This is a genomic window from Rhodococcus sp. FW305-130, from assembly GCF_058788335.1.
This window is the reverse complement of the sequence record NZ_JBYTAP010000004.1, coordinates 140,215-155,114: the sequence shown is the minus strand read 5'-3', so window position 1 is coordinate 155,114 and position 14,900 is coordinate 140,215. Positions and strand designations below refer to the sequence as shown.

The window sequence follows — 14,900 nt, the reverse complement described above, 5'->3', positions numbered from 1 at the left end:
GCTTCTCGGGTTTGGTCAGTTCTTCAGTTCTTCAGAGGCCTTCAGTTCTTCCAGGCCTTGTCGAAGAACATGATTCCGTCCAGGCTCTGCTGAATGCCGTGGACGTTCTGCCCCCACACACCGAGCCACGGGGTGTTGCCGTAAACCTGCCACGGCACAACCTCATTGGCGCGCTCCTGAATCTTGGCGAGCACCTCGATCTTCGCTTCGTTCGACGTCGCTACACCCAGCTGGTCGAGCAGCGTATCCATCTCGGGGTCGGAGAAACTCGCGGCGTTGTTTCGCCCACCGGTCTTGAGGTTCGAGTACAGACGCTCGAACGGATCGGCTTCCGCAAGGTTGGCCGAACCTGTTGCCATGTCGAAGTCGCGGTCGGCGTACAAACGCTTGACGACGTCGGCAACCGAGTTGACGTACTCGATCTGGAAATCGAAACCGACGGCGTTGGCCATCGACTGCAACGCCAGAGCCATCGCCTGCGCCGAGTTCTCCTGCAGCGTCAGGTATGTGATCTTGCCGTCGAAACCGTCGGCCTTGGCCTCGTCGAGAAGCTGCTTCGCCTTGGCGGTGTCTACGCCGATCGGAGCGACGTCGTTGTGCCAGCGAGAGGTGTCCTGGAAGATGACCTGGCCGGGTAGACCCTTACCTTCGTTGAGTCGGTTGTCGAGAGCGACGGGATCGGTCGCGAGCGCCAATGCCTGACGCACCCGCACGTCGGCACCGGGACGACCGGGAGCCGTGTTGACGAGCGAGAGGTACGACAGCGACGGAATGTCGACGAAGCCCGGGTAGCCGGAGTCGATCAGATCCAGGACGTTCGGAAGCGAACGCATGTACGCGACGTCGGTGCCGCCGCTCTTGAGGGATTCGGTGGTGGACTGTGAACCGACGATGCTGATCAACCGCAGCTTGTCCACGTTCGGGGCACCGTCGAAGTAGTCTTCCCGAGCGTCGAGGATCAATTCCTCGTTGGGAGCGAACTTCTCGAGGGTGAACGCGCCCGCGCCGATCGGGGTGAACTGATCGCCCTGCTGGGCGCTCGGCGCGACGATCATGCCGGGTCCGGTGGAGAGCAGTGACTCGATACCGGTCCACGGGTCGACAAGATTGAAGACGACCGTCGACGCGTCCGGGGTGTCGACCGACGCAACCTTCGACGCGTACAGGCTCGACTGCGGCCCCTTGTTGGTGACGTAGCGATTGAGGCTCGCTGACACGGCCGCCGAATCCACCGGAGTGCCGTCGCTGAACTTCACGCCGTCGCGCAGTTCGAGGGTCCACGTCTTGAAATCGGAACTCGGTTCCATCGACTCCGCGAGTTTCGGAACAAATTCCTTCGACGCCGGGTCGTAGCGCAGCAAGGTGTCGTAGATGGCGCCCAGCTCCGAACCGGCGACCGAACCGGCGATCTGCGTCTTCGCAGGGTCGAGATTCGTGACAGCGGAGTACCCGCTGAACGTGAGCGTGCCGCCCTTGACCGCGTCGCCCTCGCCGGACTGCTCGTTGACCGGGCCGATGGACAACCCCGAACCGGAATCCGGTGCGTCGCCGCTCCCACCTCCGTTCCCGCTGTCAGCGCACGACGAGACGAACAGGCCGGCGGAGACAGCCAGCGCGACGGCGGCAACCTTGCGGTGACCGCGCCGAGAACTGCGACTCATTCAAAACCTCCAGGTCAGAAACTGTGATGTGAAGCATTGTCGAGACAGTTTGTGATGTAAGGCACAGGTATTAGTCGCAGGTCCCGCTCAGTGGAATGCAGCGAGAAGATTGTTCAGTTTTCGAGCGACATTTGCAGGTCAGGCCGTTAGCGAAGGTCAGGAATTCATTCCGATTCGAGTGTCCTCAACGGGTGAATCGCCGGAGCAGCGTCGAGGAGTGGGCAGCCGCGGCCAGTGCAGCCTGCAGATGTGCGGACTCGAATGACTCGTACGACACGAAGCCCCCTCATCGGATACCTTTCGCAGAGGGGAAGTCAGCTAGAGACACACGCCGCAAACGTACACACGAAAAGGGCAACCAATGGGGCTACTGAAGGACGTCACCGGCTGGCGACGCGGCACGAAGTTGCAGCGTCGACTACGCGACCTCACCGGCACGCTCGTAGTTGTCACCGGTGCAGGCAGCGGCATCGGGCGTGAAACGGCCCTCGCCTTCGCGGCCCAGGGAGCTATCGTCGTCGTCTCCGACATCAACCTCGAAAGCGCGCAGGACACTGCGGCACTCATCAACACACCCACTCAGGCCAGCGGAGCCGAAGCGGTGTTCGGTGGCGGTTCGCACGCCTACCAGGTCGACGTGTCCGACGAACAAGCCGTGATCCGATTCGCGGAGACAGTCGCGGCGCATCACGGCGTGCCGGACATCGTCGTCAACAACGCTGGAATCGGGTTCTCCGGGACATTCGCCGACACCGAGCAGCGCCAGTTCGAGCGCGTCATGGACATCAACTTCTGGGGAGTTGTCTACGGCTGCCGAGCATTCACCCCGATGATGATCGATCGCGGAACCGGCGGACACGTCGTCAACCTGTCCTCGGCCGCCGCCTACACACCCCAGAAAGCACTCACCGCGTATTCGACAAGCAAGGCAGCGGTATTCATGCTCTCGGATTGCCTACGGGCAGAGCTACTTCCACACGGCATCGGCGTCAGCACCATCTGCCCCGGCCTCGTGCACACGAACATCCTCAAGACCACCGAGTTCGCCGGGACCACCGCCGAGGAACAACTCGAGAATCAAACCAAGGTCGACAACTTCTACCGCAAACGCAACTTCACCCCCGACCGGGTGGCCAGTGCGATCGTGAAAGCAGTTCGCACGAACAAGGCCGTGGTGCCCGTGACCGTCGAAGCCAAGCTCGGACGCGCGATCAGCCGGTTGTCTCCCGGGTCGATGCGCGTCGGAGCTCGGTTCGAGATCTAGGTCAGCTTCCGAAACTCAGGCTGCCCGTGAAACCCTGCTGCACATCGGCTTCCGAGCGGGGAAGAACCTCGTAGGTGCTGGCGTACTGGCCGCTGAAGCCGGTGACGGTAATCGGGCGTCCGACTGCAATGGCGGCGACGTCGATTCCGGTCTGGGTGTTGACGAAGATGACGGTGTTTCCGTCGACGCCGGACACCAGGATCTTGTGACCGTACGGCAGATCGTCGACGACGGGTCCGCTCACGATCCCGGACACCGTCACGAGACGACCTTCGCTGCCCTCACCGATTGCATTGAGGGGCAATCGCGCCGGGCTGATCTGGGTGGTCGTGCCGATTACCTCGACGGCAGTCGGGCGGACAACGAGCAGGCCTTCCTGATCCGCGAGGACTCCGGTGACCTGAACCTGATCGCCGAGAGCAATCCCGGAGTTGTTCGGATCGCTGATGTAAATGCCCGAATTGCCGCTCTGGAGACCAAAGCCCTTGTCGTAGAAGCTGGATTCGAACACTCCGGACGGCGTAGTCGCGGTTCCCACGACGGTGACCGTCGTTCCGATGGCCTGCGCGCGGGCTGCCGCGACGGAGTCCGCGGACACCTCACCGACAACTGCTGCCGGCTCCGCCGTTGCTGCGGTGCCGACAAACATGGTGGCCGCGGCTGCAACTGCCAGTGCCGTCACACCCCGACGCAGGACCGGACCGGCAAGAACGCTGTCTCGAAACATGTTTGAGGACTCCCCTGTGATTTCGTGGCCGCGCAGGTCCTCCTGATGGAGTGCCGCCTTCGCCCACCCTGAGGCACAGGTTATTACAGGTCGGACGCCGCAGCGGTGGTGACATTCCGTCACCACCGCTGCGTCTAGGCATCCGAGTTTCTAGGAACCGGAGCTTCCGGACGAACCGCTCGAGCCACTGGAACCACTGGATCCTGTTCCGCCACCGAGATCGTCGAGAGGATCGCTACCGGTGAGCCCGCCCGGGTACAGGTAGGCGTCGGAGATCGTGCTGAGCGAGGTTTCGGACGTGGCCGGTACCTTTGCTCGCCAGTTGACGATCGGATTCAGCACTCCGAACGGTCCGCAACCACTGGCGGCGGGCAGCGCGAAGCCGGTGGCCTCGTTCCCGACCGGGCTCACCTTCAGCGCAGTCGACGGCAGCACCGTGTAGGTAGGGACCACCGACGGGTCAGGTGCGAGACGAAGATTCACCGGCGCCGCCGCGGAACCCAGGTAGCAGTTGTCACCGAGGAACGCGTTGTTGATCTTCATCCGCACCGGGATGCTCAGATCCATGTCGGTGATGATTCCGTTGAGGGTCGGCGCAGCCGTTGCCTCCACTTCGGCCGTTACTGCGGCCAGGCCGAAGAGATTGCCGAACGGAAGATCGATTCCCAGAACGCCGCCGGGAACCGTCAGCGGCTTGGAGTAGACACCGTTGTGTCCGTCGTCGCGCGGGAGAAGAACGGTGGACTCACCTTCACCGGAGCCGGCCTCGGCGGCGATGATCATGTCGCCTTTTCCGATCGGGAGGTTGAAGCCGTTGTTGTCGAAGGTTCCGCTCTGAACCACCACCGACACACAGGATTCGGCAGTAGCCGGACACACTGCGGCGCCCGGTACCGAATTGTCGACCGGGTCCTGAGCCGAGGCCATCGGCGCTGCAAAAGCCAGCACTGCACCTGCGGTACCTGCAATAACGGCCACGCGCGTGCCGAGACGTCTGTTGCCGTTCTTGTGAGATTTCTGCACTGATTTCTCCCTGCCGTTTATGTGATGGGGGACGAAACTCGCAGTCATTGCTTGTGTTTCGACCGCCGCCGACAAGGTCTTGCGGTGTGCTCCTACTCACAAGTAACAACTGAACAGATGTATATCACAGGACTTCGACTTAAAAACAGGGCAAAAGGGAGTTTCCTTAAAACGGACAAACTAAGCGGTACGGTGTGTAACACTCACGGGTGATGAACACGAACAGACTGGTCCTCTGCGTCGCGGCAGCGGGCCTACTCCTCAGCGGCTGCAGCAGCCAATCCGACAGCAACGCAGCGGAATCCACATCTGCTGCCACCAGCACGTCGATCGCGGCAACGTCGAGTTCAGCTGCCCCCGAGTCCCTGTCGGCGCTGGCGACCAGCCCACCCGCCGCAACTCCGGAAGCCGCGCCGAGCGTCGTCGAATCGACGCCCCCGCAGGTGTCGCTGCCGGTAGCGCCACCGGCAAACTCACCGATCGACGCCCGGTCACCGGACGAGATCGTCGCGAACGCAGGCGAGAAGGGACAGCGGTACATCGCTGCACTACGTCTGGCCGGGATCCCGCCCGCCGGAATGGATTCCGCAGAGATCCTCTACGCCGACGGCACCTGCAAGGCTCTGGCCGACGGCATGCCGCGGTCCGAGGTGCTGGCGGAGTTCAACTCCGTCGGAGAGGTGTACTCACAGATCACGCCGATGTCTTCGCAGCGGATCGCCGAGATCTACGTCGACACCGCGGAGCAGACGTACTGCTGATCAGGCTTTGCCGGCCAACCAGTTGTGCAGCCAGGATGTGGCCGAATTGCCTGCGCCGTCAACGACGTAACGCGTGTAGTCGGTGTGAACCTGCGAGCCGTAGAAGGCGACCAGTTGATCGACGCGCCGCGAGTTCGCGCCTGGATCGAGCTGAGCCATCAGTGCGGGGAGTCCGCCTGCAGTGACCAGATCGTTGACGATCACGGCGGCCTCGTCGCGCAGCGAGAGAGCGTTTGCCGGAGTGGGGTCGGAAACCTGAGCCATGAACCCGGCCAGACGCATCACGAAATCGTCCTTGGGCGTCGAGCAGTACAGATCACCGACGGCGCACAGCGTTACCGTTTTGCCTGACAGCCAACCGAATCCACCGATGCGAGCGCCGCTGGCTCCGTTGCCTCCGACAGCGGGTCCGATCAGGACGTCTGACTCGGAGCGGCGGGGATCGGACAGGAGGCCGACGCCCTCGACGCGAGTCTGGGGAACAACGCCGATGCCGGTTCCGATCTCGGCTGCGAGATCGCCTGCCGCGTCGGCGCCCTGGCTGTATCCGACGATCGCGAAGCGGGTGTCACCGCACGAGGCGGCCATCGCGGCGATCATGCCGCGGGCGTTGTCGACAGCCTGCTGCTTCGACTTGGCGTAGACGTTGGACTCCCACGGGAAGGCCGTCGCCGAATAGGTGACGTAATCGGTGCGCACGGAACCGGGAAGGCCGTTGGTGACCGGGGCAAGCATGCCGGCACCGGGAGAAGTACCAGAAGGCTCCCAGGTTCCCGGAATGGCCACGACGTACAGACCGGGGCAGGGATCAGCCGACGCCACGGGAGAACTGACAACCGGTACCACTACTGCCGCAGCTAGTGCCGACAACACCGCAACGAGACGCCTCGCACGCATGAAACTCCCCTGATTTAACTTAAGCAACCCATACACCACTATCGATGCTCCGGAATCATACTGTCTGGGCGTTGTGTCTGTCCGATGCACGATTGATGAAGGTTTGTTACAGATCGTGCGAACTACTTGCAGAAACAAAGCCGCACCCCACCGAATGCGATGGGGTGCGGCTTTGTAAGAGCCTCTAGCGCTGCGGAGCCGCTGTCGGGTGGATCGGTGACGGAAGGGCGGTGACACCCTCGAGGTAGGTGTCCACAGCGGCTGCTGCGGAACGTCCCTCGGCGATGGCCCAGACGATCAGGGACTGACCGCGGCCCATGTCACCGGCCACGAACACGCCGTCGACGTTGGTGTTCCACTTCGACGTGCGGGCGACGTTGCCGCGCTCGTTCAAGTCGACACCGAGATCGGTGAGCAGACCCGGCTTCTCGGGACCGACGAAGCCCATTGCCAGGAGCACGAGATCGGCTTCGAGCTCGAAGTCCGAGCCCTCGACCTTCTCGAAACGACCCGACTTCATCTCGACCTCGTGAGCCTTGAGTCCGGTGACCTTACCGTTTTCACCGACGAAGTTCTCGGTGTTGACGGAGAACAGACGCTCGCCACCTTCCTCGTGAGCCGAAGCCACGCGGAACATGAGCGGGTACGTCGGCCACGGAGTCTGCTCGGCGCGAGTCTCCGGGGGACGCGGCATGATCTCGAACTGGTGCACGCTGGCTGCGCCCTGACGGTGCGAGGTACCGAGGCAGTCCGCGCCGGTGTCGCCGCCGCCGATGATGACAACCTTCTTGCCCTCAGCGGTGATGGTGGGAGCGTCGAGGTCACCCAACTGCACGCGGTTGGCGATCGGCAGGAACTCCATCGCCTGGTGGATGCCGTCCAGTTCGCGGCCCGGGATCGGCAGATCGCGAGCTGCGGTGGCGCCGCCGGCCAGAACCACTGCGTCGAACTGCTCGCGCAGCTCGTCCGCGGTGATGTCCACGCCGACATTGACGTTGGTCTTGAAGACGGTGCCTTCGGCTTCCATCTGCTCGAGACGGCGGTCGATGTGCCGCTTCTCCATCTTGAACTCGGGGATGCCGTAGCGCAGCAGGCCGCCGATGCGGTCTGCCCGCTCGAAGACCGTCACTGCGTGACCGGCGCGGGTCAGCTGCTGCGCTGCAGCCAGACCGGCCGGACCACTGCCGACAACTGCGACCCTCTTGTTGGTGGCGTGCGCGGCGCGAACCGGCTTTACCCACCCTTCGTCGAAGGCCTTGTCGATGATCTCGACCTCGACCTGCTTGATGGTGACCGGATCCTGGTTGATGCCAAGGACACAGGACGCCTCACAGGGTGCGGGGCACAGACGACCGGTGAACTCCGGGAAGTTGTTGGTCGCATGCAGACGCTCGATGGCGTCGTGCCAGTGGTCCTTGAAGACCAGGTCGTTCCACTCGGGAATCAAGTTTCCGAGAGGGCAACCGTTGTGGCAGAAAGGAATTCCGCAGTCCATGCAACGGCTGGCCTGGGTCTGGAGGGTTTCCTTCGGGAACTCCTCGTAGACCTCTTTCCAGTCGAGCAGGCGCAACGGCACCGGCCGGCGAACCGGAAGTTCGCGCGACGTGTGCTTCAGGAAGCCGCTTGGATCACCCACGAGCTGCCTCCATAACTGCCTCGTCCACGTTCTTGCCATCCTTCTCTGCGGCCGCGATGGCCAAAAGAACCTTCTTGTAGTCGCGGGGCATCACCTTTGCGAAGTGACCCACCTGCTGCGACCAGTCGCCGAGGATGCGCGTGGCAACCTCGGAGCCGGTTTCGTCGCGATGACGTTCGATGACGCTCTTCAACCAGGTGAAGTCGTCGCCCGAAAGATCCTCGAGGTCCACCAGTTCGGTGTTGAGGTTCTTCTCGAATGCCTTGTCGGGGTTGTAGATGTACGCGACGCCACCGGACATGCCGGCGCCGAAGTTACGTCCGGTGGCTCCGAGGATGACCACCTTTCCACCCGTCATGTACTCGCAACCATGATCGCCCACACCCTCGACGACGGCAGTGGCGCCGGAGTTACGGACTGCGAAGCGTTCGCCGACGACACCGCGAAGCAGAGCCTCGCCGCTGGTGGCGCCGAACAGGATGACGTTGCCACCGATGATGTTGTCCTCGGCGACAAAGCCTTCCGCTGCATCGAGCGGCGGGCGTACGACGATGCGTCCACCCGAGAGGCCCTTGCCGACGAAGTCGTTGGCGTCGCCGTGCAGGCGCAGGGTCATACCGCTGGGCACGAAAGCACCGAAGCTGTTACCGGCGGAACCGGTGAACGTGATGTCGATGGTGCCCTCGGGCAAGCCCTCTCCACCGAACGCCTTGGTGACCTCGTGGCCGAGCATGGTGCCGACCGTGCGGTTGACGTTGGTGATCGCGGACTCGAACGAAACCGCCTCACCCTTGTCGAGTGCATTGCGGGCCGAGACGATCAACTGCTGATCGAGTGCCTTGTCGAGACCGTGATCCTGTGTGCCGGTGCAGTGGACGTCCTGGTCCATGAACGCGGACTCGACCTGGGTCAGGATCGGCGACAGATCGAGATTGCCTGCCTTGCTTCCCTTCCAGTGATCGAGAGCGCGCGTGGTGTCCAGCATGTCGACCTGGCCGACTGCTTCGAGCAGCGTGCGGAAACCGAGTTCCGCGAGAAGCTCGCGAACCTCTTCGGCGATGAACATGAAGAAGTTCTCGACGAATTCCGGCTTGCCACTGAAACGCTGACGCAGCAACGGGTTCTGCGTCGCGACACCGACGGGGCAGGTGTCGAGGTGGCAGACGCGCATCATGATGCAGCCCGAGACCACCAGCGGTGCGGTGGCGAAACCGAACTCCTCGCCGCCGAGCAGGGCAGCAACGACGACGTCGCGACCCGTCTTGAGCTGGCCGTCGACCTGCACGACGATGCGGTCACGAAGACCGTTGAGCAGCAACGTCTGCTGGGTCTCGGCGAGGCCGAGCTCCCACGGTGCGCCCGCGTGCTTGACGGAGGTCAGCGGGGTGGCACCGGTGCCACCGTCGTGACCGGAGATCAGAACGACGTCGGCATGTGCCTTGGAGACACCGGCCGCGACGGTTCCGACGCCGACCTCGGAGACCAGCTTCACGTGGATGCGGGCCTGCGGGTTGGCGTTCTTCAGGTCGTGGATCAGCTGAGCGAGATCCTCGATCGAGTAGATGTCGTGGTGCGGCGGCGGCGAAATCAGGCCGACGCCAGGCGTGGAGTGCCGAACCTCGGCCACCCACGGGTACACCTTGTGAGCCGGAAGCTGGCCGCCCTCACCGGGCTTGGCTCCCTGCGCCATCTTGATCTGGATGTCGGTGCAGTTGCTCAGGTAGTGCGAGGTGACACCGAAGCGTCCCGACGCGACCTGCTTGATGGCACTGCGTCGCAGATCGCCGTTCTCGTCCGGCGTGAAGCGCGACGGATGTTCGCCGCCCTCACCGGAATTGGAGCGGGCGCCCAGACGGTTCATCGCGATGGCGAGAGTCTCGTGAGCCTCGGCGGAGATGGAGCCGTAGCTCATCGCACCCGTCGAGAAACGCTTGACGATCTCGCTGGCCGGCTCGACCTCGTCGATCGAGATCGACGGCCGCTTGCCGATGTTGAAGTCGAACAGACCACGCAGAGCGGCAAGGCGCTCCGACTGGTCGTTGACCATGGTCGTGTACTCCTTGAACACCTCGTACTGACCTGTGCGAGTTGCGTGCTGGAGCTTGAAGACCGTGTCCGGGTTGAACAGGTGGTACTCGCCTTCACGACGCCACTGGTACTCGCCGCCGACCTCGAGCTCGCGGTGAGCGCGCTCTTCGGGGCGATCGAGGTACGCGATGCGGTGACGTGCTTCGACGTCGGCTGCGATCTGGTCGAGGCCGATGCCACCGAGCTGCGACTGCAGACCGGTGAAGTACTCGTCCGTCAGCTCCTGCGAGAGGCCGATGACCTGGAACAGCTGAGCACCGGTGTACGACGCGAGCGTCGAGATGCCCATCTTGGACATCACCTTCAGGACACCCTTGCCGGCTGCCTTGATGTAGTTCGCGATGCCCTTCTCGAGAGTCAGGCCCTCGAGTTCCTTGTTCTGCAGGAACTCGTCGATGGTCTCGAAAGCCATGTACGGGTTGACCGCTGCGGCACCGAAGCCGATGAGGAGCGCCATGTGGTGCACCTCGCGGGCGTCGCCGGCCTCGACGATGAGACCGACCTTGGTGCGCGACTTCTCACGAACCAGGTGGTGGTGCACGGCTGAGGTGAGGAGCAGCGACGGGATCGGCGCGTAATCCTCGGTGGACTCGCGGTCCGAGAGCACGACGATGCGTGCGCCACCCTCGATTGCCTGCGAGACCTGGTACTTGATGCCCTCGAGCGCACGACGGATACCGTCGCCGCCTTCCTTGACGGGGTACAGGCCGCGGATCACAACGCTGCGGAAGCCCGGGAATTCGCCGTCGTCGTTGACGTGAACGAGCTTCGACAGGTCGTCGTTGTGCAGGATCGGCTGCGGGAGCGCAATCTGCTTGCAGGAGTCCGCATTCGGGTGCAGCAGGTCGCCCTCGGGGCCGATGGTCGCGCCGAGGCTGGTGACAACCTCTTCACGAATCGCGTCGAGAGGTGGGTTGGTGACCTGAGCGAAGAGCTGCGAGAAGTAGTCGAACAGCATCCGCGGACGTGACGAGAGCACGGCGATCGGAGTGTCGGTACCCATCGAGCCCAGTGCCTCGGCACCGGAGAGAGCCATCGGCTTGACCAGCAGGTTGACCTCTTCGCTGGTGAAACCGAAGAGCTGCTGACGCAGAACGACTCGCTCGTGCGACATGTATGTGTACGGGCGGTCCGGCAGGTCGTCCATGTGGATCAGACCTTCGTCGATCCACTGCTGGTACGGGTGCTCGGCAGCGAGTTCGGACTTGAGTTCGTCGTCGCTGATGACCCGGCCCTGCGCGGTGTCCACGAGGAACATGCGGCCGGGCTGGAGGCGGACCTTGCGGACCACGGTGGACGGATCGATCGGCAGAACGCCGACCTCCGACGCCATGACGACGAGGCCGTCTTCGGTGATCCACAGACGCGACGGACGCAGACCGTTGCGGTCCAGCACGGCGCCGATGACGGTGCCGTCGGTGAAGCACACCGACGCCGGTCCGTCCCAGGGCTCCATGAGAGCCGAGTGGTACTCGTAGAACGCCCGACGAGCGGGGTCCATGCTCTCGTGCTTCTCCCAGGCTTCCGGGATCATCATGAGAACTGCGTGCGGCAGGCTGCGGCCGGCGAGGTGCAGCATCTCGAGCACCTCGTCGAAACGAGCGGTGTCACTGGCGCCCTGGGTGCAGATCGGGAAGATCTTGTCCAGGTTCTCGCGGCCACCGAAGACGTCACTGTCAATCAGGGACTCGCGAGCGCGCATCCAGTTCTCGTTGCCGGTGACGGTGTTGATCTCACCGTTGTGAGCGACCCGGCGGAACGGGTGCGCCAGCGGCCACGACGGGAACGTGTTGGTGGAGAAGCGCGAGTGGACCAGGCCCAGTGCGCTCTCGACACGATCGTCCTGCAGATCGAGGTAGAAACCCTTGAGCTGCGGGGTGGTGAGCATGCCCTTGTAGACGAACGTCTGGCCGGACAGGCTGGGGAAGTACACGGTCTCGCTACCCGGGCCACCCTTGCCGGCGCCTTCGGAGCCGAGTTCGTGCTCGGTGCGCTTACGCACCACGTATGCACGACGCTCGAGATCCATGCCGGTGTACTTGTCACCCTCGGAGCCGATGAAGATCTGACGGAACGTCGGCATCGCGTCGCGCGCCAGTGCGCCAAGCGATGAGTCGTCGGTTCCGACCTCGCGCCAGCCGAGAACCTTCAGGCCCTCTTCGACGACGATCTTCTCGACTGCAGCAGCAGCCTCGTGTGCATCGGCGTCGCCCTGCGGGAGGAATGCGATACCGGTTGCGTACGCGCCTTCGGCGGGCAGCGCGAAGTCCACGACAGCTCGGAAGAACTTGTCGGGAACCTGCAGCAGAATGCCCGCACCGTCACCCGTGTTGGGTTCTGATCCGGCAGCGCCGCGATGCTCGAGGTTGACCAGAGCGGTGATCGCCTTTTCGACGATGTCCCTGCTGCGGCGACCATGCATGTCGACAACAAATGCGACTCCACAGGAGTCGTGCTCATTGGACGGGTGATAGAGGCCCTGGGGGCCTGGAAGTTGCTTCATACCCAGCCTTCGTATGCCATAAAGATGCACCGACGACCAGCAGCGCTGATGGCCATCAACTTGCAATGCAAGTCCTTCAAAGCACCGACACGACGATGTGTTCGGTACCACCGAAGTAGCCGCCCTGCGCAGACGCGATGGTGTGCGTTCTGGCACCCGGCGACGTGAGTCTTCGGTCGGTTGAAACTTTTGTGAGTCAACCGTGTAACGAAAACGATAATTCAGAACCCCGGCACGGGCGCAACTAAGGTAGCCCTATAATTGCTCTGAACTGCGGCGATGCAGGGAGCCAGAAGGCCCCTCGACAGATTTCGGAGCTGCGTCTGTGCAGAGAAGTTCCGATTCACAGGATACCGAATCCGCAGGAAACAGGCGCGATGGGCGATGAATGCAACAACTGGCCGCAGCGATAAGAATCAGCTGCGGCCAGTGCGCCTCGAACTGTAACAAAAGTTGATCGATCAACCAAGGTCTAGGCCTGAATTGTTTGCTCGCAGAATGCCATCGCTGTAATTTCCGTAGGCTCACCCTTGAGAAGACGGGTGGCGAAGCGCAAATGACAACAGCAGTAGTGGTAGGCAGTGGTCCCAACGGTCTCGCGGCGGCGATCGAACTCGCCCGCGCCGGAATCGACGTCCATGTCATCGAGGGTGCGGACAAGATCGGCGGTGGCACCCGCAGTAGCGAATACATAGTCGACGGACTCGTCCACGACGATTGCTCCGCCTTCCATCCCACGGCCTTGGCTTCTCCCTACTTCAAGGAACTCGACCGCGAATTCGGGCTCGCCAAGCATGGCCTGACGTGGCTGTGGCCCGAGATAGATCTGGTCCATCCACTCGACGACGGCACCGCCGGGGTTCTGTGGCGTGACATCAACCGGACCGCTGACGAATTGGGTGCCGACGGTAAGAGGTGGCTCGACGTCTTCGGATACCTCGCCGAGAACTTCGACGAGTTGGTGCAGGACGTCTTCAAGCCGATCGTCCACGTCCCGAAGCACCCGCTGATGCTCGCCCGTTTCGGGACGGGCGCTCTGCTTCCCGCGACGGGTTTCGCGCGGATGTTCAAGACCCCACAGGCGCGGGCGCTGTTCGGTGGCGTCGCGGCGCACATGTTCGGGACGCTGACCCTTCCACTCTCCAGTGCTGTCGGCTCGATGCTCACTGCGGCCGCTCATGCTCACGGTTGGCCTGTGGCGCAAGGTGGTTCAGGATCAATTGCTGCGGCGCTCGCGTCGATTCTGCGCAGCCTCGGTGGCACCATCGAAACCGGGAACTGGGTCACCAACTACTCCCAGATCGCCGGTTACGACATCGTCATGCTCGACATCGCCCCCGATGCGGCAGGTCGTCTGCTCGACGGTCGGCAGCCCGACCGCATTGCCCGGGCCTACCGCAAATTCCGCTACGGCACCGCCGCGTACAAGGTCGACTACGCCGTGCGTGGTGATTCCGACGGGAGCGTCGTGCCGTGGACGAATCCGCATGCCCGCAAGGCCGGCACCCTGCATCTGTCCGGGACGATTTCGGAAACTGCTGCCGCCGAACGCCAGACCGTCCGGGGTCAGATGCCGGACAAGCCCTTCATTCTGTTGGGCCAGCAATTCTTGGCCGACCCCTCCCGTTCCGTCGGAGACATCCATCCCGTGTGGGCGTATGCGCATGTGCCGCATGGCTATCCGGATGACGCCACCGATGCGATCACGCGTCAGATCGAACGCTTTGCGCCGGGGTTCCGGGACCGGATCGTGGGCGTCCACGTGCGCAATGTGCCGCAGATGCAGGCGTATAACCCCAATTACGTGGGCGGCGACATCTCTGCGGGGGCGAACACTGCGCGGCAGATCATCGCGCGCCCCCGGTTCGGGCTCGACCCCTATGCCACCGGCGCCCCGGGCGTCTACCTCTGCTCGTCCGCAACTCCCCCAGGCGGCGGGGTCCACGGAATGGGTGGGTTCAATGCCGCGCGGGTGGCGCTGAAGGCGCGGGGTTGAGGCGTCCCCGATGGGGACGACATTTCGGACATACGTGAACCAATCGTCACCATCCAAGGAAAACGGAGAACTTCTGTCGGACACGCCCGAAACACAAATACGGGCCATAACTCAAGTGCGCCTGGGTTCCGGCTGCGCCTCTGGACAAGAGGTTGAACTGACCCTGTTTTGCGCTGGCTGGGTCGCTTCAGATCGAGACCGGCGTGGCGACCACCGGTGAGAAACTACTGGCATTGGTTCAAATCGACGACGAATGGAAACTCGCGATGCCATCGACATCAAACTCTGTACGGGTCGAACTCCTGATTCCCGATGCGCTTCCCAGGTTCTCAGCTCGGTTCAAC

At 63.0% G+C, this 14,900-nt stretch carries 9 protein-coding genes; 3 read left to right on the top strand and 6 right to left on the bottom strand.

The features are described from left to right. Positions 1-41: 41 nt before the first annotated feature. Entirely contained in the window at positions 42-1,661 is a 1,620-nt protein-coding gene (locus AC3WQS_RS13830; RefSeq protein ID WP_492712020.1) for an ABC transporter substrate-binding protein, read from the bottom strand. 361 nt (positions 1,662-2,022) lie between these two features. On the opposite strand from AC3WQS_RS13830, the gene AC3WQS_RS13825 reads away from it, so the two are divergent. After that, positions 2,023-2,925: an SDR family NAD(P)-dependent oxidoreductase gene (locus AC3WQS_RS13825; protein WP_283567401.1), complete on the top strand. Its 903-nt coding sequence runs from the start codon at positions 2,023-2,025 to the stop codon at positions 2,923-2,925. A 1-nt stretch (position 2,926) separates the two neighbouring features. Here AC3WQS_RS13825 and AC3WQS_RS13820 read toward each other — a convergent pair whose 3' ends face one another. Next, the gene (locus tag AC3WQS_RS13820; protein WP_070796709.1) at positions 2,927-3,652 is read right to left on the bottom strand and encodes a single stranded DNA-binding domain-containing protein; all 726 of its coding nucleotides are present in this window, start codon (positions 3,650-3,652) and stop codon (positions 2,927-2,929) included. 150 nt (positions 3,653-3,802) lie between these two features. Then, positions 3,803-4,675 carry a hypothetical protein gene (locus tag AC3WQS_RS13815; protein ID WP_492712018.1) on the bottom strand — a complete coding sequence of 291 codons (873 nt, stop codon included), beginning with the start codon at positions 4,673-4,675 and terminating at the stop codon, positions 3,803-3,805. Between the two features lie 212 nt (positions 4,676-4,887). On the opposite strand from AC3WQS_RS13815, the gene AC3WQS_RS13810 reads away from it, so the two are divergent. Beyond that, on the top strand, positions 4,888-5,436 hold the full coding sequence (locus AC3WQS_RS13810) for a DUF732 domain-containing protein (RefSeq protein ID WP_205907219.1): 549 nt from the start codon (positions 4,888-4,890) through the stop codon (positions 5,434-5,436). Here AC3WQS_RS13810 and AC3WQS_RS13805 read toward each other — a convergent pair whose 3' ends face one another. The 3 genes from AC3WQS_RS13805 to gltB form a co-directional block, all read right to left on the bottom strand. Continuing rightward, positions 5,437-6,333, bottom strand: coding sequence for a cutinase family protein (locus tag AC3WQS_RS13805; protein ID WP_492712016.1), 897 nt, complete (start codon positions 6,331-6,333; stop codon positions 5,437-5,439). It abuts the gene before it with no gap. Between the two features lie 184 nt (positions 6,334-6,517). After that, the gene (locus AC3WQS_RS13800; protein ID WP_020968013.1) at positions 6,518-7,969 is read right to left on the bottom strand and encodes a glutamate synthase subunit beta; all 1,452 of its coding nucleotides are present in this window, start codon (positions 7,967-7,969) and stop codon (positions 6,518-6,520) included. Next, a complete protein-coding gene (gene gltB / locus AC3WQS_RS13795; protein ID WP_020968012.1) occupies positions 7,962-12,560 on the bottom strand; it encodes a glutamate synthase large subunit in 4,599 nt (1,532 codons plus the stop codon). The genes AC3WQS_RS13800 and gltB overlap by 8 nt, the downstream gene beginning before the upstream one ends. A gap of 556 nt (positions 12,561-13,116) precedes the next feature. On the opposite strand from gltB, the gene AC3WQS_RS13790 reads away from it, so the two are divergent. Then, positions 13,117-14,556, top strand: a complete 1,440-nt coding sequence (locus AC3WQS_RS13790) for a phytoene desaturase family protein (protein ID WP_492712015.1) — start codon at positions 13,117-13,119, stop codon at positions 14,554-14,556. Positions 14,557-14,900 lie beyond the last annotated feature (344 nt).